At 61.2% G+C, this 25,225-nt stretch carries 19 protein-coding genes and 3 tRNA genes; 8 read left to right on the top strand and 14 right to left on the bottom strand.

The features are described 5' to 3' along the window. Positions 1-45: 45 nt before the first annotated feature. The 9 genes from R8L07_17980 to R8L07_17940 form a co-directional block, all read right to left on the bottom strand. A tRNA-Val gene (locus tag R8L07_17980) sits at positions 46-121 on the bottom strand. Positions 122-254: 133 nt separating this feature from the next. After that, entirely contained in the window at positions 255-542 is a 288-nt protein-coding gene (locus R8L07_17975; protein MDW3207428.1) for an HU family DNA-binding protein, read from the bottom strand. 239 nt (positions 543-781) lie between these two features. Further along, positions 782-3,199, bottom strand: coding sequence for an endopeptidase La (gene lon / locus R8L07_17970; GenBank protein MDW3207427.1), 2,418 nt, complete (start codon positions 3,197-3,199; stop codon positions 782-784). A gap of 304 nt (positions 3,200-3,503) precedes the next feature. After that, positions 3,504-4,772: an ATP-dependent Clp protease ATP-binding subunit ClpX gene (gene clpX / locus R8L07_17965; protein ID MDW3207426.1), complete on the bottom strand. Its 1,269-nt coding sequence runs from the start codon at positions 4,770-4,772 to the stop codon at positions 3,504-3,506. A gap of 267 nt (positions 4,773-5,039) precedes the next feature. Further along, the gene (gene clpP / locus R8L07_17960; protein ID MDW3207425.1) at positions 5,040-5,675 is read right to left on the bottom strand and encodes an ATP-dependent Clp endopeptidase proteolytic subunit ClpP; all 636 of its coding nucleotides are present in this window, start codon (positions 5,673-5,675) and stop codon (positions 5,040-5,042) included. Positions 5,676-5,876: 201 nt separating this feature from the next. Further along, a complete protein-coding gene (tig, locus tag R8L07_17955; GenBank protein MDW3207424.1) occupies positions 5,877-7,304 on the bottom strand; it encodes a trigger factor in 1,428 nt (475 codons plus the stop codon). Positions 7,305-7,402: 98 nt separating this feature from the next. Continuing rightward, positions 7,403-7,487 (bottom strand) — tRNA-Leu (locus tag R8L07_17950). Positions 7,488-7,626: 139 nt separating this feature from the next. After that, positions 7,627-7,917, bottom strand: coding sequence for a hypothetical protein (locus R8L07_17945; GenBank protein ID MDW3207423.1), 291 nt, complete (start codon positions 7,915-7,917; stop codon positions 7,627-7,629). A gap of 114 nt (positions 7,918-8,031) precedes the next feature. Beyond that, the gene (locus tag R8L07_17940; GenBank protein MDW3207422.1) at positions 8,032-9,567 is read right to left on the bottom strand and encodes an NAD(P)H-hydrate dehydratase; all 1,536 of its coding nucleotides are present in this window, start codon (positions 9,565-9,567) and stop codon (positions 8,032-8,034) included. An 88-nt stretch (positions 9,568-9,655) separates the two neighbouring features. On the opposite strand from R8L07_17940, the gene R8L07_17935 reads away from it, so the two are divergent. Further along, positions 9,656-10,192: a hypothetical protein gene (locus R8L07_17935; protein MDW3207421.1), complete on the top strand. Its 537-nt coding sequence runs from the start codon at positions 9,656-9,658 to the stop codon at positions 10,190-10,192. Positions 10,193-10,427: 235 nt separating this feature from the next. Beyond that, positions 10,428-12,350: a tRNA (5-methylaminomethyl-2-thiouridine)(34)-methyltransferase MnmD gene (mnmD, locus tag R8L07_17930; GenBank protein MDW3207420.1), complete on the top strand. Its 1,923-nt coding sequence runs from the start codon at positions 10,428-10,430 to the stop codon at positions 12,348-12,350. 22 nt (positions 12,351-12,372) lie between these two features. Here the strand turns inward: mnmD and R8L07_17925 are convergent. Beyond that, positions 12,373-12,449: transfer RNA gene (locus R8L07_17925), tRNA-His, on the bottom strand. Between the two features lie 345 nt (positions 12,450-12,794). On the opposite strand from R8L07_17925, the gene R8L07_17920 reads away from it, so the two are divergent. Together R8L07_17920 and R8L07_17915 are read left to right on the top strand one after the other, a co-directional pair. Continuing rightward, entirely contained in the window at positions 12,795-14,093 is a 1,299-nt protein-coding gene (locus R8L07_17920) for an adenylate/guanylate cyclase domain-containing protein (GenBank protein ID MDW3207419.1), read from the top strand. A 147-nt stretch (positions 14,094-14,240) separates the two neighbouring features. After that, entirely contained in the window at positions 14,241-15,413 is a 1,173-nt protein-coding gene (locus R8L07_17915; GenBank protein ID MDW3207418.1) for a pyridoxal phosphate-dependent aminotransferase, read from the top strand. On the opposite strand, the gene R8L07_17910 is transcribed toward R8L07_17915, so the two are convergent. Beyond that, positions 15,414-17,600 carry a methyl-accepting chemotaxis protein gene (locus R8L07_17910; protein MDW3207417.1) on the bottom strand — a complete coding sequence of 729 codons (2,187 nt, stop codon included), beginning with the start codon at positions 17,598-17,600 and terminating at the stop codon, positions 15,414-15,416. A 279-nt stretch (positions 17,601-17,879) separates the two neighbouring features. On the opposite strand from R8L07_17910, the gene uvrA reads away from it, so the two are divergent. After that, on the top strand, positions 17,880-20,732 hold the full coding sequence (uvrA, locus tag R8L07_17905) for an excinuclease ABC subunit UvrA (protein ID MDW3207416.1): 2,853 nt from the start codon (positions 17,880-17,882) through the stop codon (positions 20,730-20,732). 10 nt (positions 20,733-20,742) lie between these two features. Further along, positions 20,743-21,141: a GFA family protein gene (locus R8L07_17900; protein MDW3207415.1), complete on the top strand. Its 399-nt coding sequence runs from the start codon at positions 20,743-20,745 to the stop codon at positions 21,139-21,141. Here R8L07_17900 and R8L07_17895 read toward each other — a convergent pair. Together R8L07_17895 and R8L07_17890 are read right to left on the bottom strand one after the other, a co-directional pair. Further along, positions 21,138-21,506 (bottom strand): hypothetical protein, encoded by a 369-nt coding sequence (locus tag R8L07_17895; protein MDW3207414.1) that lies wholly within the window; start codon positions 21,504-21,506, stop codon positions 21,138-21,140. The genes R8L07_17900 and R8L07_17895 overlap by 4 nt on opposite strands. 13 nt (positions 21,507-21,519) lie before the next feature. Further along, positions 21,520-21,909, bottom strand: coding sequence for an acyl-CoA thioesterase (locus R8L07_17890; GenBank protein ID MDW3207413.1), 390 nt, complete (start codon positions 21,907-21,909; stop codon positions 21,520-21,522). Between the two features lie 86 nt (positions 21,910-21,995). Between R8L07_17890 and parE the strand changes: the two genes are divergently transcribed. Beyond that, positions 21,996-23,984: a DNA topoisomerase IV subunit B gene (gene parE, locus R8L07_17885; GenBank protein MDW3207412.1), complete on the top strand. Its 1,989-nt coding sequence runs from the start codon at positions 21,996-21,998 to the stop codon at positions 23,982-23,984. 80 nt (positions 23,985-24,064) lie between these two features. Next, on the top strand, positions 24,065-24,640 hold the full coding sequence (locus R8L07_17880) for a hypothetical protein (GenBank protein MDW3207411.1): 576 nt from the start codon (positions 24,065-24,067) through the stop codon (positions 24,638-24,640). On the opposite strand, the gene R8L07_17875 is transcribed toward R8L07_17880, so the two are convergent. Then, on the bottom strand, positions 24,633-25,175 hold the full coding sequence (locus R8L07_17875) for a hydrolase (protein ID MDW3207410.1): 543 nt from the start codon (positions 25,173-25,175) through the stop codon (positions 24,633-24,635). The two genes, R8L07_17880 and R8L07_17875, sit on opposite strands and share 8 nt — an antisense overlap. Between the last annotated feature and the right edge of the window lie 50 nt (positions 25,176-25,225).

The raw sequence follows: 25,225 nt of genomic DNA, 5'->3' as shown, positions 1-25,225 counted from the left end.
ACAAAGGCGCGCAACTCAGGGAGGATATACGGTGAAAAGGGGGAATGGTGGGCGGTGACGGGATCGAACCGCCGACCCTCTCGGTGTAAACGAGATGCTCTCCCAGCTGAGCTAACCGCCCATTCCAAGGCGGTCTATACCCCGTGACGCCCGATGGTTCAAATCCGTAATCGCCCCTGCGACAGCATTTGCGCATAGAAAAACCGGCCGCCCAATCGGACGGCCGGCTTTCAATTCCAAGGACTGGAACGGTCTTAGTTGACCGCGTCCTTCAGCGCCTTACCGGCCTTGAACTTCGGCTGGTTGGACGCCGGAATCTGAATGGTCGCACCGGTCTGAGGATTCCGGCCCGTGGAAGCCGCACGCTTGCTCACCGAGAAGGTGCCGAAACCGACGATGCGGACTTCGCCACCCGACTTCAGCTGACCGGTGATGGCTTCGAGAACACCATCGACTGCCTTGGCAGCATCGGCTTTGGACAGGTCGGCAGAATCGGCGACGGCGGCGACGAGATCGTTCTTATTCACAGGAACCCCCCTAATGTTTCGGGATGATGTTGAGTTGGGCGGATAGAACTATCCGAACGCCGTGGAGTTTACGGGGAATTCGGGAGGGGCGTCAACGCGAAACGCTTAATTTTCCCCGGTTTTCTGGGGATTTTTAGCATTCTGCAACGGTATGTGGATAGTTTTGACCATCCCCGATAGCAGTGACGCACCGACGGTTGACCGTCAGTGCGCCACCACACCAGATTTTATAGAACAGAACGAAAATTCGCGCCTTAGTGTGTGACGACACCGTCGAGATCGTCCCCCGATTCGCCCGCGGTTACAGGCACTTCGGCTTTCTCGTCCTCTTCCGGATTCCATTCGATCGGAACCAGCGGCGCCACCAGGGCATGCCCCAGAACCTCATCGACAGTCCGAACGGGGATGATTTCCAGCCCCTTCTTCACATTATCCGGAATATCGGCGAGGTCCTTTTCGTTGTCATGCGGGATCAGCACGGTCTTGATTCCGCCGCGCAATGCCGCAAGCAGTTTCTCCTTCAGACCGCCGATCGGCAGGACCCGACCACGCAACGTGATCTCACCGGTCATCGCGACTTCGCGACGAACCGGAACCCCCGTCAGAATGGAAACGATCGACGTCACCATGGCAACGCCAGCCGACGGGCCATCCTTCGGCGTCGCCCCTTCCGGCACGTGCACATGGATGTCGTTCTTGTCGAACACGGTCGGCTTGATCCCGAAGGAAACAGACCGACTCTTGATCAGGTTTTCTGCCGCCTGAATCGATTCCTGCATCACGTCGCCCAGCTTGCCGGTCTTCGTGACACGGCCCTTACCGGGCACAAGAACACCTTCGATCGAAAGCAGTTCACCGCCGACTTCGGTCCAGGCCAGACCGGTGACGACGCCGATCATGTCCTGCTCTTCGATCTCGCCGAAGCGATATTTCCGGACCCCGGCATATTTGCCGAGATTCTGCGTGTTCACGGAAACGGTCTCCCGTTCCCCCATCATGATTTCCTTGATCGCCTTACGCGCCAGGTTCGCAATTTCGCGTTCCAGGTTCCGGACCCCGGCTTCCCGCGTGTAGTAGCGGATCAGGTCGCGCAAGGCGTTGTCCGAAATCGACCATTCCTCTTCGGTCAGGCCGTTCTCCTCACGCTGCTTCTGAAGCAGGTGACGCTTCGCGATTTCGACCTTCTCATCCTCGGTGTAACCGGGAATTCGAATGATCTCCATGCGATCCATCAGCGGCTGCGGCATGCGCAGGGTATTTGCCGTGGTCACGAACATCACGTCCGACAGGTCGTAATCGACTTCGAGATAATGGTCGTTGAAGCTGGAGTTCTGTTCCGGATCCAGCACTTCCAGAAGGGCGGAAGACGGATCTCCACGCCAATCCGCACCCAGCTTGTCGATCTCGTCCAGCAGGAACAGCGGGTTCGACTTCTTCGCCTTTTTCATCCCCTGGATGACCTTGCCGGGCATCGACCCGATATAGGTCCGGCGATGGCCACGAATTTCGGATTCGTCGCGAACGCCCCCCAGGCTCATTCGAACGAACTGGCGTCCAGTCGACTTCGCAATCGACTTGCCGAGCGACGTTTTGCCGACACCGGGCGGTCCGACGAGACACAGGATCGGACCCTTGAGCTTCTTCTGTCTGGCCTGGACCGCAAGATATTCCAGAATGCGTTCCTTGACCTTTTCCAGACCGTAATGGTCCGAATCCAGAACGGCCTGGGCCTCCTTCAGATCGGACTTCACCTTGGACCGCTTCTTCCACGGAATGGACAGCAGCCAGTCCAGGTAGTTGCGCACCACCGTCGCCTCGGCGGACATCGGGCTCATGGACCGAAGTTTCTTCAACTCGGCGTAAGCCTTTTCCTTGGCTTCCTTGGAAAGGCGCGTCTTTTCGATCTGCTCCTCAAGCTCGGAAAGCTCGTCCTTGCCGTCCTCGCCCTCGCCGAGTTCCTTCTGAATGGCCTTCATCTGCTCATTCAGATAGTATTCGCGTTGGGTCTTCTCCATCTGCCGTTTCACGCGGTTGCGGATGCGCTTTTCGACCTGCAGAACGCTGATCTCGCCTTCCATGAAGCCGAAGATTTTCTCCATCCGTCCGGAGACCGTGTCCAGTTCCAGGAGGTCCTGCTTGTCGGAGATCTTCAGCGTCAGATGCTGCGCCACCGTATCGGCCAGACGGGACGGTTCTTCGATCTGATTGATCGAGATCATCACCTCGGCGGGGACTTTCTTGTTCAGCTTGATGTATTGCTCAAACTGACCGACCACGGCGCGGCTCAGGGCCTGCAGGTCGGCTTCCGGCTCTTCCGGGTCCTCGATCATCTCGGCACGCACCTGGAAGAAATCTTCCGTCGCGGTGTAGTCCGAGATACGGGCTCTCTGGACGCCTTCGACCAGGACCTTCACCGTTCCGTCCGGCAGCTTCAGCAACTGCAGGACGGTGGCGACCGTTCCGACCTCATAGATGTCTTCAGGTTTCGGATCGTCTTCGCCGGCATTCTTCTGCGTCACCAACAGGATCTGTTTGTCGTCCTGCATGACGTCTTCCAGGGCACGCACCGATTTGTCTCGGCCGACAAACAGCGGCACGATCATGTGAGGGAAAACGACAATATCCCGCAGCGGCAAAACCGGAAGTTCCACACCTGGATTATACTCGTACATCGGCAATCTCTCCAAAACGGGGGACCCGCATCCGCGTCCCGCGTACTCCATCGTTGTCCGGGCCAGGACAGGAATTACGCGCCATATTGATGCGCGCGTCCGAACCCGTGTCATCGGTGGCCGATTTCCAGGCCACCCGCGTCGGACCCACGCCAGTCGGGTCATCTTTATTGTGGTGCGCTTTGCGCCCTACTTCAAGCGAACCATAGCGGATTCTTGAGGAATTTGGCCTTCTCCCGGCCGTTCACATAGAAAGACCGCCCGCGCGAAACACGCAGGCGGTCAATCGTGATCTCAATGTCCCTCAGGAGGCGTTGCTTTCAACTTCCTCGCGACGATCGGAGTAGATGTAGAGCGGCTCGGCCCGCCCTTCGACCACCTCGCGATTGATGACGATCTCCTCGACCCCTTCCAGGCTCGGCAACTCGTACATCGTATCCAGAAGGATGGCTTCCATGATGGACCGCAGCCCGCGCGCACCGGTCTTGCGCTCAATGGCGCGCTGCGCGATGGCGGACAGTGCGTCGGAGGTGAACTCCAGGCCGACATCCTCCATCTCGAACAGCTTGCCGTACTGCTTGACCAGCGCATTGCGGGGTTTGGTCAGGATATCGATCAGCGCATCCTCATCCAAATCCTCCAGGGTCGCGATCATCGGAACACGCCCGACGAATTCCGGAATCAGGCCGAATTTCAGCATGTCTTCCGGTTCGACCTCGCGCAGGATCGCCCCGACCTTGCGGTCGTCTTCGGCATGCACATCCGCGCCGAACCCGATCGACGACCCCTTGCCGCGTGACGCGATGATCTTTTCGAGACCGGCAAAGGCTCCGCCGCAAATGAACAGGATGTTCGTCGTATCCACCTGCAGGAATTCCTGCTGCGGATGCTTGCGGCCGCCCTGCGGCGGGACCGATGCGACAGTGCCTTCCATGATCTTCAGAAGTGCCTGCTGCACGCCCTCACCCGACACGTCGCGCGTGATCGACGGGTTGTCCGACTTGCGGCTGATCTTGTCCACCTCGTCGATGTAGACGATGCCGCGCTGCGCACGCTCGACATTGTAGTCGGCAGCCTGCAGCAGCTTCAGAATGATGTTCTCGACGTCCTCTCCGACATACCCGGCTTCGGTCAGCGTCGTCGCGTCGGCCATGGTGAAGGGCACATCCAGGATGCGCGCCAGCGTCTGGGCCAGCAGCGTCTTGCCGCAGCCTGTCGGCCCGACAAGGAGAATGTTCGACTTCTGCAGCTCGACATCATTCTGCTTCTGGCCATGTGCCAGTCGCTTGTAGTGGTTATGAACAGCCACCGACAGCACGCGCTTGGCGTAGTCCTGCCCGATCACATAGTCGTCCAGCACCTGACGGATCTCCTGCGGCGTCGGCACGCCGTCGGAGGTCTTGGAGACGCTCGATTTGTGATCCTCGCGGATGATGTCCATGCACAACTCGACGCATTCATCGCAGATGAAAACGGTCGGGCCGGCGATCAGCTTCCGCACCTCGTGCTGGCTCTTGCCGCAGAAGGAGCAGTAGAGCGTGTTCTTTCCATCGCTGCCGCTGGATTTGGTCATCGTATCTTCGGATCCTTCTTCGATCGTTGCCGATCTTTTCCGTTTTCCGCCCGATGCAGGGCACCGGATGCCAACCGTCTGTTATCGTAGACGTACCGACCGGCCCCCTCAAACGGAAAATCGCCGTTTCCCTAGGCCTGTCGCATATCCGTCACGGCGGCTCCGGGGCAGCGGCACAGCGCTCGCCAGCCCCGGAGATCAACGGCATTCCAGACGGCCGGGGCCCCCGCGCCCCGATTTCGGGCAGCCCTGTCCAGGGCCGGATAATCAGCTTTCGGATTCGCCATCCGGCTTCGGGCGGCTCGAAACAACTTCATCAATCAGCCCGAACTCCTTGGCTTCGTTCGCACTCATGAACTTGTCGCGATCCATCGCCTTTTCAATCTCTTCCAGCGGCCGGCCGGTATGTTTGACATAGATACCGTTCAGCATTTCGCGCATCCGCAAGATCTCACGGGCCTGGATTTCGATATCCGTGGCCTGACCCTGCGCCCCGCCGGAAGGCTGATGGACCATGATTCGGCTATAGGGCAGCGCGAATCGCTTACCCGCTGCGCCAGCGGTCAGCAGCAACGACCCCATGGAGGCGGCCTGCCCCAGGCAGACCGTCGATACTTCCGGACGGATGTACTGCATCGTGTCATAGATCGACATGCCCGAGGTCACCACGCCACCCGGCGAGTTGATGTAGAAGGCGATGTCCTTGCTGGGGTTTTCCGATTCCAGGAACAGCAGCTGCGCGCAGATCAGGCTCGCGACGTGATCGTCGACGCCGCCCGTCAGAAAAATGATCCGTTCCTTGAGGAGGCGGGAATAGATGTCGTAAGCGCGCTCGCCGCGGTTGGTCTGCTCGACAACCATCGGCACCAGCGTGTTCATGTACAGATCGACCGGATCCCGCATGTCTCAACAAAGCTCCCTGATTTCCCGGGGGTGATCGTCGGTCCGCGGGCGCCCCGGGCCGCACCGCGAATGGCAGAGTTAAGTGCGCCGTCCGGGATGTAAAGACCCCGTAAGACGAAAAGCGGCGCTTCCCCCACCGGAGACGAAAAACGGCTGCCGAACCGACGAGTCCGACAGCCGTTTCGTTCCGCGTGGCGGAAATCAGTCGTCGGACTTCTTCGCCGCCGCCTTCTTGGCCGAAGCCTTCTTGGCGGAGGATTTCTTTGCCGCCTTCTTGGCCTTGCCCTTCTTCGCCGGGGCGTCGTCGTCCGAATCGTCGGCTCCCAGCAGCTTGTCGACCGGCAGGGACACGTCGGTCACCTGGGCAAGCTCCAGAATGTAGTCGACCGTCTTCTCTTCGAAGATCGGCGCACGCAGGCTTGCCATCATTTCCGGGTTCTTCGTGAAATGTTCGAAGACCTGCTGTTCCTGGCCCGGGTAACGGCGCGCCTGTTCGAAAACGGCACGCTGCAGCTCTTCCTGCGTTACCTGCACGTTGGCCGTGTCGCCGACATGGCTCAGCAGCAGGCCCAGCAGGACACGGCGCTTGGCGATGTCGCGGTACTCGGACTTCAGGACTTCCTCGTCCTTTTCCTTGTCCTCGTCGTCGACATTGCCCTCCTCACGCGCCTTCGAGAACTGTTCCCAGATCTGCTCGAACTCGCTGTCGACCATACCGGCCGGCACTTCGAAATCGTGCTTCTCGAACAGGACATCCAGAAGTTCACGCTTGGTCCGGGCACGGGCCAATTCGGCATACTCGCCTTCCAGCCGCTCGCGCATCTGGCCGCGCAGATCGTCCAGCGATTCCAGGCCCAGCTCCTTGGCGAATTCATCGTCAAGCTGGCGCTCGGTGTATTCGTGGATTTCGCTGATCTTGCATTCAAAGACCGCGTCCTTGCCGGCCAGGTTGGCCGCGCCGTACTCTTCCGGGAACTTGACTTCGACCTTGATGTCCTCACCGGCGGCCTGACCGATCAGCTGATCTTCGAAACCGGGGATGAACTGGCCGCTGCCGAGTTCCAGTCGGAAATCGCTGGCCTCGCCGCCCTGGAAGGCTTCACCATCGACGAAGCCCTTGAAGTCCATCACGACGACGTCGCCGGACTGGGTCTTGCGGTCTTTTTCGATCTTCTGGGTGGCACGGTTGTTCTTTGCCAGCTCGCCCAGGGCGTTCTCGACTTCCTCATCCGCGATTTCCGGCTTGTACCGGGTCAGCGTCAGGGTGGAGAAATCAACCGGCTCGATCTCCGGCATGATTTCGACACCCATCGTATAGACAAGGTCCGCGCCGGGGTCGAAGCTGGAAATTTCGATCTTCGGCTGCATTGCCGGCTTCAGGGCCCGTTCGGTCAGGACCGACTGGCTGGTTTCGCTCACGGCGGCTTCCAGCACCTCGCCCAGCACGGCGTTGCCGAAGCGCTGCCGCAGGATCTTCATCGGAACCTTGCCGGGACGGAAACCCGGAAGATTAACGGTCTGCCCGACCTCGGTCAGCTTTGCCTCGACCTTTTGATCGATCTCGTCCGCACCGACAGTCACGGTGAATTCGCGGCTCAGACCTTCGTTTTTCGTTTCGCTTACCTGCATAGGAGAATGGGCCCCGGCTCGACGTTTCTAGAATATGAATCGCGTTCCCCGCATCGGGACCGGATCGTGCCGAAATCGCCTGTATGGAATAAGGCGTCTGGTGCGGGCGGAGGGACTCGAACCCCCACGGGTTGCCCCACCAGAACCTAAATCTGGCGCGTCTACCAATTTCGCCACGCCCGCACGGTTCGGACTTCCGAAACCACCCTTCAACGGATCGCGCGCCCCGACTTTCATCGAAGCGCGCGCGTCATAGCAAACGCATTACCCCGCGTCAAAGCGTCAGTTCCGGTGTTTTCCCGGAATTGCGGCTGATCGGAAGCTAGGCCAGTGCCTCGGGGTAGGTCGCGGAAAACTGTGAAAGGGAAAGGACCTTGGTCCCCGCCGGATAGACACCGTGTGAAAGCGGCTTCTCCACGGTCAGCTCGTATCGAACATGCGGAATGCCGAAGCCATCGGGCGAAATGCCCAGTACCTGAGCAATTTCAATCGCATCATCCCGACGCCGCCGGCTGAAGGATCGGCCGATTGCAACCCGATCTAAAGGCAAACTACGTCTGAAGAACATGGTACTCACCCCGTTTTCGCCAGAAATGAATTCGCCAGAATTCATTTTTCCCCTTGCCTTCTCGACGAATCGAGAATCCCCATCGAAACCAGATAGCAATACACGCTAGTGGTCAATCCTTTACAAATGGTAACTATCCGCAATTAGAGGGAAATACTGTTAGTTCTTGGAAACAGAGCGGCAGCGTTCGATGGAATCGGGAAGTCGATCCGGTAGGTCGCTGGCAATCAGGCCCACAGGGGACTGCGATGCCGCATCGCCATGCAGATAAACCGCCGCCGCCGCCGCCGCGAATGGCGGCATTCCACCGGCCGCAAGCGCTGCAATGACCCCGGACAGGACGTCTCCAGACCCGGCGGTCGCCAGTTCGGGAGGGGCATTGCTATTGACGACCGCATAGCCGGACGGGTCGGCAACAACCGTATCGTAGCCTTTCAGCACGACGACCGCGCCGCTGCGCACCGCCGCCGCCCTCGCCCGCTCAAGCCTTCCGGCCCGGTCCGCCAGATCCGGAAACAGGCGCGTGAACTCCCCATCATGGGGCGTCAGAATTGTCGGAGCCTGGATTTCGTCGAACAGGGATTGGGGCGCTTCGGCAAACAGTGTCAGCGCATCGGCATCCAAAATCGCCGCACATCGCCGACGCAGTACCGCGAGGACTTTTTCATGACCGCCAGGACTGTGGAGGCCGAGGCCCGGCCCGACAACAGCGGCACCGATCCGCGGGTCTTCCAGGAGTTCAATAAAGCCCCGCGTATCCTTCATCGTCCGGACGACAGCACTCTCCAAGGCCAGCTTGTAGAGCGGCGCCTGTTGCAGCGGCGAGGCGACCAAGACAATGCCGGCACCCGCTCGCTGCGAGGCCCGTGCCGCGAGACAGGCTGCGCCGATCATCTCCGCGCCGCCGGTAATCAGGACACAGCCGCGGCTGTACTTGTGGGAATACGGCGTTGCGACCGGCAATGCTTCGCGCCACAGCGAAGGATGATTCTCCGCAGTTTCCGGCAAGATGGAATCCAGAACCGATTCCGGGATCCCGATATCCGTCAGAACACGCTCGCCGCACAGTTCGCGGCCGGGCAGCAGATGGTGCCCCGGTTTGCCCCGGAAGAAGGTCACGGTCAGGGCGGACGGCTTCGTGGAATGCCCCGATGTACATCCATCGCTGCCCGACACTCCGCTAGGGATATCGACGGCAATGATCGGCCTGTCCCCGGCCGCATCCAGCGTTGCACGAGCGACGCCATCGACCTCGCGGTTCAATCCGGCGCCAAACAGGGCGTCCACAATGATATCGGCGCCGTCCAGAATTCCGGGCGTCAGGGGCTCTACCCCTCCCGTGAAATCCGCTGCCGCCTGCGCGGCATCCCCCTTCAGTGCCGACCTGTCTCCCAACAGACCAAGACGAACGTCCCATCCGGCGCGCAACAGCCGTTCCGCGACAACAAACCCGTCCCCGCCATTGTTGCCTGGCCCGCAGAGGACGGCCACACGGCCGATCGGAAAGCGTTCGGTAACCGCGTCGAAAACGGCATTTCCCGCAGCCTGCATGAGGTCATAGCCTGCCAGGCCGCCCTCGATTGCAAGACGGTCTGCCTCCCCCATCTCGGTCGGCGACAACAACGCGTGCCGATTCCATGCCTTCCGGTCGATACCCGAAGGAACATCTTCGAGTTCAAGGGGTTCATCGCTCATACAGGCCCGTTTCCCAATCCGTTGCGCATTGAAATCCCACCCGATGCGCCCCACTCTGACAAGGACTTCTTCCTGACCGGAGCCAGAGATGCGCGGCCTGTTTCACCTGACTTTCGCGGCGACCCTGACCGTTCTAACGGCGTGTGACGAGGCCGGCCCCAGAACCCAGGTCACCTATGTCGGCACATACGGCAGCCTGCGCGCATTGGGGGCGGAAGCCCGGGCTGGTCGCGCAGTCCCCGTACACGCGGTCAACAATCCCTATGGCAATGATGCCGCGCTTGCGAACACCTTCGCTGAGCACCTTTCCCAGCGTGACCAATCCCTGCGGTTTGAAGGGGCCGGCGGCGGCTTGCCGGACGCCGGCGCCCCGCGTGTCCTCGTGCTGGTCGATACGCCGACGGATTATACCGGGATATCCGCATGCCAGGGTAAACCCTATGAGGCACAACGCCGCGAAGAGCGGATCATCGTGCGCATGATGGTCTGCGACGAGGCACAGCGCCTTGTCGAGGTTATGGGGGTTCTGCCCAGGGAAACCGCCTCCCTGGAATCCGCATTCGACCAGTTGCTGGAACAGGGCGCGGGAGAGCTGATCGTCGGCGAGGATCGCAGCCCCAAATAGAGGCTCACCAGGTCACGAAAAAAACACGATCCGGTAAACAACCTGCAACACGCGGCATCTAGGTTTCGCGCATCGACCAACCGCCCGATCCCCGGCCTCACGGGGTTAGGGCATCCTGGCGACGCACGATGACGGCCGATGAGATTAAGTGTAGGCCCGAATCGTGTCGTCGCTTTTCTTTTGCCCGAATTTCCTTTGCCCGGATCAGGCCGCTTGAGGCATATCCTCGGCAATCATGACGACGCCTCCGCAAGATGACAGCCTGGAATGGCGCGGCACCGTGCCCTTTGCGACGCGGTTCGCCGATGTCTACTACTCCGTCGACGACCCGCGCGGAGAGGTGCGTCACACCTTTCTGGAGGGCACGAATTTCGGCGACCTTTGCCGACGGAAACGGCTCTGTGTCGCCGAGACGGGTTTCGGCACCGGTCTGAACTTTCTGGAAGCCTGGGCCGCCTGGGCGCGGGACGCATCCGATGGAGCCCATCTGGATTTCCTGTCCGTTGAGGCCTATCCGATGGGCAGGGAGTCGATGCGCCGTGCGCATGCGGCCTTTCCCGAACATCTGGCACGCTCTCAGCAATTGGTCGCCGCGTGGCCCGGCGCCGTGCCCGGCATTCACCGAATACGCCTCGCCGAAGGTCGGGTGAGGCTGATCGTCATGATCGGCGAAGCGGCCGAGATGCTTTCGTCCATGTCATTCCGGGCAGACGCCTGGTTCCTGGATGGCTTCGCCCCGTCCCGCAATCCGGAGATGTGGCGACCCGAAGTTCTGAAACAGGTCGCCCGCAACAGCGCTGAGGGCGCGCAGCTGGCGACCTTCACCGCGGCCGGCGCGGTTCGGCGCGGTCTGTCCGATCAGGGCTTCAAGGTCTCCAAGCGTCCGGGCTTTGGGCGCAAGCGGGACTGCGTCACCGCGACCTATACCGGCCCCGTCGCGTGGAGCGGACCACCCTGGCACGCCCAGCCCGCCCCACTGTCCCAGGATAGCCGGATTGCCATTATCGGGGACGGTATCGCCGCTCGGGCGGTCGAGCGTGCCCTGCGGGACCGGCACAGATCGCCGGTCCGCATTGCCGGCCGCGCAAGCCGCGCCTACGCCGCCAGCACCCTGCCCCGCGCCCTGATCGCGCCGAAGTTGATCCGCGGCGACCAGCCCTTTGCAACATTCTGGCGCCAGGCGTTCTGGGATGCCGTCCGGGAACTCGACGCGCTGGACGACGGCGACATCTGGGCGGGGCCGAGGGGATTGAGGATTGCAGCCGGTACACAATCCGATCTCATCAAGCTTCAGAAACTGAAGGACGCCCTGAACTGGCCGTCTACTGATCTGGCCGAATTTGCACCGGACGGCACCCTTCCAGGCGGCCTGTCCCTCTCAAAGGCCGGCGCCATCAACCCCGACCGGCTTCTCACTCGCCTCAGCGCACATGCAGCCATTGAAAGGGACGTTGCGGACATCCGGCAGCACGCCGACGGGTGGCAGATCATCGCGGGGGACGGCCGTATCATCCATGAGGCGGAAGCGGTCATTCTGGCCTGTGGTCCCGGCACCGCCGCGCTTCTACCGGCTGCACCGGGCGGATACGGCATGCGCATCGGATCGGGACAATGTCTGATCCTTCGCAGTGAGAACGGTCCGACGCAGGCGGTGATGAAGGACGGATATATGACCGCGGCGGACAGCGAGGGCCGGTTCGCCCTGGGCGCGACCGCGACGCCCCGCGCGCCGCTGGCCCCTGTCCCGGTTTCCGATCAGGAGAGCGCAGACCTTCTGCGCCGTCACGACCAACTCCTGTCCGAATTCGACGCCCGGGTCGAAACGGCATGGACCGGATTGCGCTGCGATACCGGTGACCACCTGCCGCTTGTGGGGCCGGTTCAGGATGCGAAAACATACTCCCGGCACTATGCCGGTCTCGCGGATGGAAAACCTGGCGAGGGAATGCCCGAGGCAACCTATCGGTCAGGCCTCTTCGCGCTCGCGGCGCTTGGCGCACGGGGGTTTCAGGGGGCATTTCTGGCGGCGGACCTCATCGCCGCCCAGATTGACGGATCGCCCGTCGCCGTCAGCGACGCCGTTCGTCACGCCCTGGCACCGTCTCGATTCCAGATACGCGCGATCAGCCGTCGGCAGATCCCGCCGCCGCGTCCATAACGCCTTGATTTTCCGGGAAAGCTGGGGTGGCTGATGGGACTTGAACCCACGACCTCCGGAATCACAATCCGGCGTTCTAACCAACTGAACTACAGCCACCATGGGACGGACCGACAGTACGCCCTCAGCGGCGGCGCTTTTACGCCGTGGGCGCGGTCCCGTCAAGCGATGGTATCGTCCGATTGCCCCTCAAAACCGAACCGCAATTGGGGGTCGAATCCAACGGAAATACTAGATATGGATTCACTTGCACTTTCTTAGGCTTCAGTTGCGAATACCTGTTTACACCATTGAATATTTGAATAAATTTCCACAGTCCCAGCTTGCGAGTGAATCCAAATTGACCGGATTTATTTGGGACCGGGTCTGGCAGGGCCTGTTCCGGCGGCAGAAGTCCGCCACCATCCACTCTGCGGCAGAACACCGCGAGTGAGGGAGGGGAAAATGTTGGATTCGCATGATCCGTCCGGACCGAGTCCGTCAAAACTGACGGCCTTGTCGGGGGGCCGCGGGGAATCCGGGACCGATACGGAGCGCGTTCTGCGTCATCTGTCGGTCGAGGATCTTTCGACTCCGGCCTATCTGATCAATCACAAGTTCCAGGTCGAATGGGCAAACGAATTTGCCCTGAAGGAGTTGTTCGGCAGGCCGGACGGCCTGCCTCCGGCCATCGAGGATTCGAGCCTGTTCAACCTGCTGCTGTCGAGTCCGATCGCCCGGAACGCGGATGGCCTGCCGGAACTGCTGAAGTTCCACCTGACAATCGCCAAGCGCAGGGCGTCGAAGGCATTCCTGTTCCTCAGCAACCCGCATCTGGATTCGCGCGAAGCCGAACTGTTGGGTCAGCTCTATGACCGCGTCCAGGCGGTGCCGACCCATCAGATGACCAGCGACGCGGAGGTCAATCTGGCCGCGCGCGACGAGCCGCAGAAGTGGCACAGGCTTTACGCAACCTTCTTCCGGGAGGGGATCTTTTTCACGATTGCCCCGGAAGCGCGGGAGCAGGAAAGCTTCATGAGCTGGCTCAGCCGTCGCGACATCGTCATTCGCGACCTGCTGAGGGTTCGACGGCCCTATGTGACCTCTCTCGCCGTCCTGGTGGCGGACCTGCAGAGTTCGATGCGCATTTGCGCCGAACTGCCGCCCGAGCAGTATTTCGAGTTGATCAACTCGATCTGGACGACGATGCAGCCCTATCTGCGGAAGTATTACGCCACCTACGGCAAGCATGCAGGCGACGGCATGCTGTACTACTTCCTGCCGCAGCCCGATTCGAACTATATCCTGAACGCCATTCAGTGCTCGTTCGAGATGCGCGCGGCCATGCGCAAGGTAAACCGCGAATGGCAGAGCCGGAAGAACTGGGGCACCACATTGCACCTGAATTTCGGCCTTGAGCAGGGCGAGGAATGGTTCGGAACCTTCGAGGGGCCGACATTCATCGAATTCACCGCCCTAGGTGACACGATCAATCGGGCGTCACGCCTCAGCGACTTTTCCCGGGACGGTTCGATCTGGATCACCAAAAGCATGCTGAGCCGCCTGAGCGACAAGGAACGCAGTCAGATTCGCTACGGCATCCGACAGACAATGGCCAACGGCACGGAAGCGCAGATACCCGAGATGTATTCGCGAATCTCCAACATGATCGATCCCGACGACCCGCGAAATCACAAGCTTCTGGATATCTCCACCCTCGCCGCCACCGAACTGTTCGATATCGGCGTGGACGAAGACGACTAGCCCTTTCCTACCGTACCTCTGCCGGATCAGACCCCACGCATGCCTGGACGCAGCGGGACGACCGCCGCCTTGCAGAGCCCTCCACCTTGGTCCTAATCTCGGCCCGCATTTCTGCGTGGCCCGCTGACCGACAGGAGATTGACCGACATGCCCCTACTCGCCGCCCGCATGGACCGCCTCGGCACCGAAACCGCCTTCGACGTCCTTGCCAAGGCGAATGCGTTGAGTGCGCGTGGCGCGGACATGATCAATCTCGGCATCGGCCAGCCCGATTTTCCGACTCCGCCGCATATCGTAGAGGCCGCTGCAAAGGCCCTGCGCAACGGGCATCACGGCTATACGCCGGCCAACGGTATTCCGGCCTTGCGGGAAGCCATCAGCGCCGACCTGGAACGCCGCCACGGTGTCGAAGTCGACCCGAACCGGGTCGTTGTCGTGCCCGGGGGCAAGGTCACGATGTTCTTCGCCATGCTGATGTTCGGAGAGCCCGGTGCGGAAATCATCTATCCGGACCCCGGTTTCCCGATCTATCGATCCGCGATCGAGTTCAGCGGCGCCAGGGCGGTCCCCCTGCCCCTGCGCGAGGAAAACGGCTTCGCCTTTTCCGCCGACGAGTTGCTGTCCCTCATCACGCCGAAAACCCGCCTGATCATCGTCAACAGTCCGGCCAATCCGACGGGCGGGGTCACGCCGGTGGCGGAAATGGACAAGCTTGCCGCCGGGCTGGAGCGGCATCCGGACGTCGCGATCCTGTCCGACGAAATCTATTCTTGCATGCTGTATGACGGCCGGCAGCACTGTTCGATCCTCCAGTATCCGCATCTGGCGAACCGCGCGATCATGCTGGACGGCTGGTCGAAGACCTATGCGATGACGGGTTGGCGTCTGGGCTATGCCGTGTGGCCGGAGAAACTGGTCGAGAAGGCAACCCGGCTAGCAATCAACGACCATTCCTGCGTCAACGCCGCCACCCAGTATGCCGGGATTGCCGCTCTAGAGGGGCCGCAGGATGCCGCCCGGGACATGGTGACGGCATTCGACGCCAGGCGCAAAGCGACCGTTGCCGCGCTAAACGACCTTCCGGGCGTATCCTGTGTCGATCCAGGCGGGGCCTTCTATGCCTTTCCGAACATTTCGGGCACCGGACTGGATGCCCGCACCTTGCAGGACAAGCTGCTGACCGAAGCGCATGTCGCGGCAATTGCCGGCACCAGTTTCGGCATCCACGGTGAAGGCTACCTGCGGATTTCCTACGCGAACTCCCAGGAGAACATTCTGCGCGCCATCGAGCGTATCGGGGACTTCCTGAACACGAACTGATCAGGTCGCACGGGCCTCGGAATCGTCCCGACGAATATCCGTCACGAACCGTTCAAGTTCGCGGGCCAGATCACCCGTGCTCTGACGAACTTCGCCGACTCCGCGGACCAGGGCGTCGGATGCCGACTGAACCTGTTCGGAGGCGGCCATGATGCTGCCGACCTGCCCGTTCACGGATTCGATCTCCTGAGAGGTCGACTGCATGGTCTCATTAATGGCCGCCGTCGCATCCGTCTGACGCTGGGTGACGTCGGCAATTTCCGAGACGACGCGGTCGACATTGCCGACCCCTTCGGTCACCAGCTTGGTCGTATCCGCCGCTTCGCGCACCGCCGATTTGATGGCATCGACCTGGGCCACGATGTCGCCGGTCGCGGATGCGGTCTGGTTGGCCAGGCTCTTCACCTCGTTCGCCACGACGGCAAATCCCTTTCCGGCCTCACCCGCTCGCGCCGCCTCGATCGTTGCATTCAGCGCCAGCAGATTGGTCTGTTCGGCAATATCGGAGATCAGGGCAACGACGTCGCCGATCCGGGCAGCGGCTTCCGAGAGCGATTCCACTGCCGTATCCGTTCGCTCCGCATCCTGCGTGACAGAGCCCGAGATGCGCGACGCCTCACTGGTGCGGGCGCTCATATCCCGCATGGATTCGGACAGTTCCAGAGACGTCTGCGACACGCTGCCGATCCGATCCACCGAGGTCTGCGCCGATCGGGAAGCCGCACGGGCCTGTTCCGCGGAGCGCGATGTATCCTGCGCCATGCCGTTCACCGCATCGGTCAGCCCGGAAACGGCGACATCCACGCTTTGAACAATGGCGGAAACGCGGCTGTTGAAATCGTCGGCCAACCGGTTCAGGGCGGCGCGCCGTTCGCGTTCCGCATTTCGGTCGGCAACTTCCTTCTCGGCCCGAAGGCTCTCGACCTTGCGGGAGTTTTCGCGGAGCGTCACCAGCGCCCGGCTCATATTGCCGATTTCGTCGCCCTGGCGGGTATCGATTTCAGAGTCCAGATCGCCGCCGGCAATGCGCTCCATCGCGTCGGAGAGGTTCAGCAGGCGCCCGACCACCATGCGGCCGACATAGAAGTAGCCGATGCCGAAAGCCAGAGCGATCGACAGGATGCTGATCGCAATCAACCAGATCTCCGATTGCAGGACCGTGTCCTCGACCAGGCCGATGGACTCCCGACCGCCCTGAGCCGCCGCCCCGGCGGCATCCAGTGTAAAATCTTCAAGCTTGGCAACAAGTTGCTGGTTTTCGGCCATCAACGTTTCCAGTTCCGCCTGAACTGCGAAAACCTGAGCCCGATGAAAGGCGAGGCCCTTTTCCTTGCCGAGCACCTCGAAGAATGCCTTGAGCAGTTCCGCGACGGCCCGCCCCGATTCCGTGAAATCCGCGTTGAGCGCCGATCGCGTGTCGGAGGCCCAGCGCAGCAGTTCCTGCGCTTCGGCATCCGCTTCACGCATGCGCGCTTCCGTCGGCGCGGTCGCGATGGTGACGACATGCGTCATGATCTGATCGGAGAAGGCCTGAACCGTATGCAGCACCTGTACCTTGCCGTAGGCGCCATATAACGGGAACAAGAACTCCATCATCTTGTCGGGCTGGGTCAGCATGTTGTTGAAATTGTCGCCGACATTGCCACTCAGTTCCTCGATATACGGCCCAAGCTGGTCGTTCAGCGCCTTGCGCGCGGTGGCGATCTCTTCAAAAGCCGCGGCGACAGCCTGTTCCTGTGAGGTGCGGCGGCCGACGGCGTCATTGATCAATCTCAGATTGGCGGCCAGGGATTCGATGGTCGCCTGGATGTCAGCATCCGACGCGTCGGCGCCGGAAAGGTTCTGCACCACCTGACGCAACTCGGCGATGTCCTGCTGCAATCGCTCAAAGCGCTGGATGCGTTCCGCCTCGCTGGGCGACGCGATCAGGTTTGCCGCGCCGGCGCCGACGCTGGGGCCCAGCGCGCTGACCCGTTGCGCGGCTTCAAGGTCTGACAACGTCCGGGAGCTGAACAGGTTCATCTGATCGGAAATCCGATCAAAGGACAGACCGCTGATCCCCGCCGAAATCACTGTTGTAGCGGCAATTACCCCCATCGCCAGGAGCAGCTTCACCCGCAATCCGAAACGGGTCGTCGAGCCCCCCTCATCTGGCCCGTTAGTCCCGGCTTCCGTCGCCAACGCCATGTTGCAATTCCCCACATCTTTGCACTGCGTAAACTCACCGACTCACAGATCACCGAAAATAGCCAAGATTTCGTTAATAAATTTTCCACTCGGGCGACGAGATTTAACAAATTCTTGCCGAAATTGCGCTGACGCGCCGACGGGGGCCGGAAGAATGACAACAGGTGTCAGCAATTCCTGGGGATAACTGGCTGCGATGCAGCATCCGGACTCGAAGTTCACGGAATGGTCCCCTATATTCCCTTGCTCAAATTTCTCAGCTCAAAACCGGTGAGGTTCATGGTCAACGACACGATTTCAGTTCGCGGCGCGCGTGAGCACAACTTAAAGAACGTCGATGTCGACCTGCCCCGGGACAAGCTGGTGGTGATCACCGGGCTCAGCGGATCCGGCAAATCCTCCCTTGCATTCGATACGATCTATGCCGACGGGCAGCGCCGCTATGTCGAAAGCCTCTCGGCCTATGCCCGGCAGTTCCTGGAGATGATGCAGAAGCCGGATGTCGACCTGATCGAAGGTCTGTCACCCGCGATTTCCATCGAGCAGAAGACGACGTCGCGCAACCCGCGATCCACCGTCGGGACCGTGACCGAGATCTATGACTATATGCGCCTTCTGTGGGCGCGCGTCGGGGTCCCCTATTCCCCGGCCACGGGCCTGCCGATCGAAAGCCAGACCGTATCCCAGATGGTCGACCGGATCATGGCGATGGAGGAAGGCACGCGCCTTTACCTGCTGGCGCCGCTGGTGCGGGGTCGCAAAGGGGAATATCGAAAAGAGTTCGGCGAACTTCAGAAACGCGGGTTCCAGCGCGTGAAGGTCGACGGCAAGTTCTACGAGATCGAGGACGTCCCGGCGCTCGACAAAAAGCTGAAACACACGATCGACGTGGTCGTGGACCGCGTGGTGGTTCGCGAAGGGCTGGAGCAGCGCCTCGCGGATTCGATCGAAACCGCCCTCGGCATTTCGGATGGGCTGTTGTTTGCGGAAAATGCGGATGGCGGCGATCAGACGATCTTTTCCGCCAAGTTCGCCTGCCCTGTTTCCGGCTTCACGATCGAGGAGATCGAGCCGCGACTGTTCAGCTTCAACAACCCGTTCGGTGCCTGCCCGACCTGCGACGGTCTGGGCACGGATATGGAATTCGATGTCGATCTGATCGTCCCGGACAAGACCAAATCCCTCTGGCAGGGGGCGATTGCGCCATGGTCGACCTCGTCATCCCCCTATTACAAGCAGACGCTCGAAGCGATCGTCCGTCATTATGGGGCGTCGCTGAAAACGCCATTCGCGGAACTGGACGAGAAGGTACGGAACTGCGTCCTGCATGGCAGTGGCGAGGAGGCGATCGAGTTTCGCTATGACGATGGTCTCCGTTCCTACAAGACCAAGAAACCTTTCGAAGGCGTCATTCCGAATATGGAGCGCCGATATCGCGAAACCGAGTCCAACTGGTCGCGCGAGGAATTGTCCAAGTATCAGACAGTGACCCCCTGCCCAGCCTGTAACGGCCACCGGCTCAAACCGGAGGCCCTGGCTGTGAAGGTCGGCGGGCGTCATATCGGCGAGGTGGGGCAGATGTCCATCGCCGATGCCGGCGCCTGGTTCGAAGGCCTGGACGACCACCTGACCGACAAGCAGAAGGAAATCGCCTATCGTATCCTGAAGGAAATCAACGAGCGGCTGGGCTTCCTGAACAATGTCGGACTGGACTACCTGACCCTCAGCCGGAACTCCGGCACGCTGAGTGGCGGGGAAAGCCAGCGTATCCGCCTCGCCTCTCAGATCGGGTCGGGCCTGACCGGCGTGCTTTATGTGCTGGACGAGCCTTCCATCGGCCTGCACCAGCGCGACAACGACCGTTTGCTGGAAACGCTGCGTCGGCTGCGGGACCTCGGCAACACGGTGATCGTCGTGGAGCACGATGAAGATGCGATCCGCGCGGCCGATTATCTGGTCGATATGGGCCCCGGCGCAGGGGTGCATGGCGGCGAAGTCGTGGCGGCGGGTCTGCCCGCGGAAGTTATGCAGAACCCGCGTTCCCTGACCGCGCAGTACCTGACCGGCATGAAGCAGATCGAAGTCCCGAAGAAGCGCCGCAAGGGGCACAAGGGCCAGCTCCTGAAGGTGTTCGGCGCGCGCGAGAACAACCTTCAGAACGTCGACGCGACCATTCCGCTGGGTACCCTGACGGTCGTCACCGGGGTCAGCGGTTCCGGCAAGTCGACGCTGATCATCGAAACCATGCAGCGCGCCCTGTCCCGCGCATTGATGGGAAGCCGCGACCATCCCGGCCACCACGACAAGATCGAGGGCATGAATTTCCTCGACAAGATCATCGACATTGATCAGTCCCCGATCGGCCGGACGCCGCGTTCGAACCCGGCGACCTATACCGGTGCCTTCACACCGATCCGCGACTGGTTCGCCGGACTGCCGGAAGCGAAGGCACGCGGCTACCAGCCGGGTCGTTTCAGCTTCAACGTCAAGGGCGGCCGCTGTGAAGCCTGCCAGGGCGACGGCGTCATCAAGATCGAGATGCACTTCCTGCCCGACGTCTACGTGCAGTGCGACCAGTGCCATGGGCACCGCTACAATCGCGAAACGCTGGAAGTTCAGTATCGCGACAAATCCATTGCCGACGTCCTGGAGATGACCGTCGACGAAGGGGCGGAATTCTTCAAGGCCGTGCCGTCGATCCGGGATAAGTTGGTCACTCTGCAGCGTGTCGGCCTGGGCTATATCAAGGTCGGTCAGCAGGCGACGACCCTGTCCGGCGGCGAGGCGCAGCGCGTCAAACTGGCCAAGGAACTGTCGAAGAAGGCGACCGGCAGGACGCTCTATGTCCTCGACGAGCCAACGACCGGACTGCATTTCCATGACGTCAGCAAACTGCTGGAAGTCCTTCAAACACTGGTCGATTCCGGCAACACCGTGGTCGTGATCGAACACAATCTGGAGGTCATCAAGACCGCCGACTGGATCATCGATCTTGGTCCGGACGGCGGCACGCGCGGCGGCGAGATCGTTGCGCAGGGCACACCAGAAGAAATCGTCAAGGCGGACCGGTCCCATACAGGTCGCTATCTGGCGCCCTATCTGGGGAAGCAGGTTCAGAAAAAGGCCGGATGATCTCATGCGCATGACCGGGCGGTGTCATTGCGGCGGCATTGAGTACGAGGCGGAAATCGATCCCGCCGACGTCATCATCTGTCACTGCACCGATTGCCAATCCCTGTCCGGAAGCGCCTATCGCACCGTCGCCTTCACCGCTCCGGACGGCCTCACCCTGCTGAAGGGAGAGCCGACCGTCTACGTGAAGATCGCCGACAGCGGCCGTGAACGGCAGCAGAGTTTCTGCCCGACCTGCGGTTCCCCGATCTATTCCGCGCCGAACGCCGACGGCCCGAAGGTTTATGGCGTTCGTGTCGGTACCTTGGACGATCGGCGAAATCTCGTCCCGTCGCGGCAGTACTACTGCAGCAGCAGGCTCGACTGGCTCCCCTTGATGCAGGCCGAGGATATCGGCGGCGACGTCTAGTCGCGCGGCACCGTCACCGTCATCTCCGCCCCACCCCATTCGTGGACACTGTCATGGGCACGCACGACGACCCGGTCGACCCCGTCGGGAATTTCGACGCCGGACAGGGAGCGCGTAAACGGTTGTTCATTGACGTGGGGGTGGTGCAGCTTCCGATAGCCTAGGCTGGTCCCGTCCTCGGTCAGGATCTCCCAACCGTCGGCGTAATGATCCCAGCCCTCGTCGGCATGCCGGACCGTGACGTCGAAGCGATAGGTACCGTTCCCCTGCGCCGTGATGTCGACCGCCAGGACATCGGCCTCATCCGCAACAGCCGGAAAGCTGCAGGTGAAGAGGAGTGCGGCCATGGACAGGATGCGACGCATAGTGACCTCCCGGTCAGTCTCCGATCTGTCGCGGCCGACGATCATCGCCGATTGCGACATAGGTGTAGACGCCTTCGGTGACCAGGCATCTCTCGTTGGTCTTGGCCCGCAGCGCCCAGGCCTGCACGTTGACGGCGATGGACGTCCGTCCGATGCGCACGACGTCACCGTAGCAGCAAACGACATCACCGACGAAGACCGGCAGATAGAAGGTCATCCCGTCGACGGCCACGGTCGCAACGCGCCCATTTGCCTTTGTCGCCGCCAGGATCCCGCCGGCAACGTCCATCTGCGACAGCACCCAACCGCCGAATATATCGCCGGACGGATTGGTGTCCGCCGGCATGGCGAGGGTGCGGATCTGAAGTTCCCCGCGGGGCTCGTTCTGGGACGAATCACTCATGACGCGTATCCTATATCTAGTGCCACCGACACACATCCTATACCTTATAGGCTTGATAGAGCCGGGCCTGACCGTATAATGCCGATATGAGCGATCTTTTCCAGAACTCCGGCGCCAAGGGCGCAGACTATTCCGCCAAGGACATCGAGGTTCTCGAGGGGCTTGAGCCCGTTCGACGCCGACCCGGCATGTATATCGGCGGCACCGACGAGCGTGCCTTCCATCATCTGGTGGCCGAAGTGCTGGACAACTCGATGGACGAGGCGGTCGCCGGGCATGCCAGCCGGATTGAACTGGAACTGGGCGAAGACGGGACCTGCACGGTCCGCGACAACGGCCGCGGCATCCCGATCGATCCGCACCCGAAATACAAGGACAAATCGGCGCTGGAGGTCATCCTGACGACCCTCCATTCCGGCGGCAAGTTCTCGGGTAAGGCCTATGCCACATCCGGCGGCCTGCACGGTGTGGGCATTTCCGTCGTGAATGCCCTCTCGGAAAGCCTGATGGTCGAGGTCGCGCGCGACCGTACGCTCTATCGCCAGAACTTCTCTCGCGGCCTTGCCCAGGACAAGCTCTCGAAGGTCGGTGATGCGCCGAACCGGCGCGGCACCACGGTCACGTTCAAGCCGGATGGACAGATCTTTGGCGACAAGACCCGTTTCGACCCGGAACGCCTCTACAAGATGGCCCGGTCCAAGGCGTATCTGTTCAAGGGTGTCGAGATCCGCTGGAGTTGCGCGCCGTCCCTGCTGGCGGAAGGCAGCGAGGTACCGCAAAAGGGCGTGCTGCATTTCCCGGGCGGTCTGAAGGATTTTCTGACCTTTACCCTCGGGGCACGGGCGACGATCACCCCCCGCCCCTTTGCGGCCGGCTGGAAGGCGCAGGACGGCGTTGGCCAGATGGAATGGGCCATTCACTGGCCGGCCGATGGCGACGGGTTCTGTCACACCTATTGCAACACGGTGCCGACCCCGCAGGGTGGAACCCATGAAAGCGCAATGCGTTCGGCGCTTGCTAAATCGATCCGCGCCTACGGCGAACTCGTCGGCAACAAGAAGGCCGCCCAGATAACCGGTGACGATGTCACGGGCGAGGCCTGTATCATGCTGTCGGTCTTCATCCCGGATCCACAGTTCCAGGGACAGACCAAGGAAAAGCTTGTTTCCGTCGAAGCCGGCAAGATGGTCGAAAGCGCACTGAAGGACCGCTTTGATCATTGGCTGGCCGAAGACCCGGCCTCCGCCAACGATCTGCTCGAGCGAATTCTGGAGCGAGTCGACGAACGTCAGCGCCGCAAGCAGCAGAAGGAGCAGCGCCGCAAGACGCCGACCCGCAAGCTGCGGTTGCCCGGCAAACTGGCGGACTGTTCGGACGAAAGCGCCGAAGGTACGGAAATCTTCCTGGTCGAGGGCGACAGTGCCGGCGGCAGCGCCAAACAGGCACGCAACCGGAAGACCCAGGCGATCCTGCCAATGAAGGGCAAGATCCTGAACGTTGCATCAGCTTCGGCTGACAAGTTGAAGCAGAACCAGGAACTGAAGGACATCATCCAGGCGCTGGGCTGCGGCACACGGGCGGATTTCCGGTTGGACAAGCTGCGCTACGAACGGGTCATCATCATGACCGATGCCGACGTCGACGGCGCGCATATCGCCTCCCTGCTGATGACATTCTTCTACCGCGAGATGCCCGGCCTTGTTGAATCCGGCCGCCTGTTCCTGGCGCAGCCGCCGCTTTACCGCCTGACCCATGGCGGAAAATCGGTCTATGCCATGGATGACGCCGCAAAGGACGCCGCGATCAAGGCCGAGTTCAAACCGAACGCGAAGGTTGATATCAGTCGCTTCAAGGGCCTGGGCGAGATGCCGCCGCAGCAACTGCGCGAAACGACGATGGATCCCGCCAAACGCACCCTTCTGCGTGTCGAACTGCCCGACCGAAGCCGTGAGGACGAGCTGGAGGAAAGCCGCCGCACGGCCAAGATCGTCGAGACATTGATGGGCAAGAAGCCGGAACTGCGGTTCCAGTACATTCAGGACAATGCCCGGTTCATCGAGGACTTGGACGTCTAGACATCGCATCGCGGGCTCTGGCGTTTTTGCCCCTCCTCACCATATCCGTGCAAGGGACGGATTGGGACTGGAGTATGTCGATGCGCCGATTTTTGTCTTTCGCCGCCCTAGCTCTGACGCTGACCGCCTGTTCCGGTGGAACGCTGTATAATCAGCATTTTGCCAGCTCCTACGATTTTCTGGAACTGATGGCGTTTCACGGCGGCAAGGAGATGCCCCTGTCGGTTTCCGGTAATCCGTACCGCATCGATGGGAAGAAACTTTCGAACGCAGTGGGCGCGGCGATGAGCGGTCGCAACCCGGGACTTCCGATCACCTTTACCGACAGACCGAACAATCCAGACATCGGCCCGGGACGCATCGAAGTGCTGTTCCAGCCACCGCCCGATGCGATCGGTGCCTATCTGTGCCGCGGCGAGACAAAGCCCGATCCTGGCAGCCGCTATGCCGACGAGGCGTTGATCGTCTATTGCAAGCGGGATCGGGATCTCAGCTCGCTTTGGCTCAGGTTCCCCGAAGGCGCCACACCGGGAAATGAGGCATTCAACGACGCATTCGCCCTCGCGGTCCGGGAACTGCTGCCCAGCGACCCGCCACTGGACCGACGCGATCGTTGCCTGAACTGTCTGGTCAGAGATTTCCCGACAATCAGGTAATCAGGCCCCGCAGATCCCGAAATTCCGGCGTCGCCGCCTGATGCAGCCATTCGAACAGCACCATCTCCAATGTCACCACGGAAACGCCGCCGGCCAGGAAACGATCCCTGGCTGCCGCGACGCTATCCGGCGACCGGCTGGAAACAGCATCCAGAACGACGAAGACGTCATATCCGGCCTCCCGAAAGCCAAAGGCGGATTGCAACACGCAGACATGGGCTTCGACACCGCAGAGGATCAGCTGTCGTCGACCGGATTCCGCGATCCGTCGCGCCATGTCAGGATCGGCCGCGCAGGAGAAATGAAGCTTCGGCATGATCTCGTCGGACGCGAGGGCGGCCTTCAGTTCAGGCACGCTGGGACCGAGTCCCTTCGGATACTGTTCGCTGCAGAGAGCTGGAATCTCGAGCCGGCGGGCGGCCTCAATCAGCTTGAGGCAGTTCGCCAGAACCCGGTCGCCCTCGTGAATCGCCGGCAACAGCCTCTCCTGAACATCGATTGTCAGGAGCAGAGATTGCTTAGCATCAATCAGCATGGGTCACCTTTCCATCCAAACAGGGTCCGACAGACCCGCAGACCGTAGCC

Source organism: Alphaproteobacteria bacterium, from assembly GCA_033344895.1.
Taxonomy (GTDB): domain Bacteria; phylum Pseudomonadota; class Alphaproteobacteria; order UBA8366; family Aestuariispiraceae; genus Pacificispira.
Note: the sequence above shows the minus strand (reverse complement) of the source record. Positions and strands in the feature narration are given on the sequence as shown.

Coding starts and splice junctions, on each gene's coding strand:
- tig (MDW3207424.1), bottom strand. CDS start 7,304: ATGCAGGTAAGCGAAACGAAAAACGAAGGTCTGAGCCGCGAATTCACC.
- R8L07_17895 (MDW3207414.1), bottom strand. CDS start 21,506: ATGCGTCGCATCCTGTCCATGGCCGCACTCCTCTTCACCTGCAGCTTT.
- R8L07_17880 (MDW3207411.1), top strand. CDS start 24,065: ATGCGCCGATTTTTGTCTTTCGCCGCCCTAGCTCTGACGCTGACCGCC.
- uvrA (MDW3207416.1), top strand. CDS start 17,880: ATGGTCAACGACACGATTTCAGTTCGCGGCGCGCGTGAGCACAACTTA.
- R8L07_17945 (MDW3207423.1), bottom strand. CDS start 7,917: ATGAATTCTGGCGAATTCATTTCTGGCGAAAACGGGGTGAGTACCATG.
- parE (MDW3207412.1), top strand. CDS start 21,996: ATGAGCGATCTTTTCCAGAACTCCGGCGCCAAGGGCGCAGACTATTCC.
- R8L07_17915 (MDW3207418.1), top strand. CDS start 14,241: ATGCCCCTACTCGCCGCCCGCATGGACCGCCTCGGCACCGAAACCGCC.
- R8L07_17920 (MDW3207419.1), top strand. CDS start 12,795: ATGTTGGATTCGCATGATCCGTCCGGACCGAGTCCGTCAAAACTGACG.
- R8L07_17875 (MDW3207410.1), bottom strand. CDS start 25,175: ATGCTGATTGATGCTAAGCAATCTCTGCTCCTGACAATCGATGTTCAG.
- R8L07_17890 (MDW3207413.1), bottom strand. CDS start 21,909: ATGAGTGATTCGTCCCAGAACGAGCCCCGCGGGGAACTTCAGATCCGC.
- R8L07_17940 (MDW3207422.1), bottom strand. CDS start 9,567: ATGAGCGATGAACCCCTTGAACTCGAAGATGTTCCTTCGGGTATCGAC.
- R8L07_17900 (MDW3207415.1), top strand. CDS start 20,743: ATGACCGGGCGGTGTCATTGCGGCGGCATTGAGTACGAGGCGGAAATC.
- mnmD (MDW3207420.1), top strand. CDS start 10,428: ATGACGACGCCTCCGCAAGATGACAGCCTGGAATGGCGCGGCACCGTG.
- clpX (MDW3207426.1), bottom strand. CDS start 4,772: ATGACCAAATCCAGCGGCAGCGATGGAAAGAACACGCTCTACTGCTCC.
- clpP (MDW3207425.1), bottom strand. CDS start 5,675: ATGCGGGATCCGGTCGATCTGTACATGAACACGCTGGTGCCGATGGTT.
- R8L07_17910 (MDW3207417.1), bottom strand. CDS start 17,600: ATGGCGTTGGCGACGGAAGCCGGGACTAACGGGCCAGATGAGGGGGGC.
- R8L07_17935 (MDW3207421.1), top strand. CDS start 9,656: ATGCGCGGCCTGTTTCACCTGACTTTCGCGGCGACCCTGACCGTTCTA.
- lon (MDW3207427.1), bottom strand. CDS start 3,199: ATGTACGAGTATAATCCAGGTGTGGAACTTCCGGTTTTGCCGCTGCGG.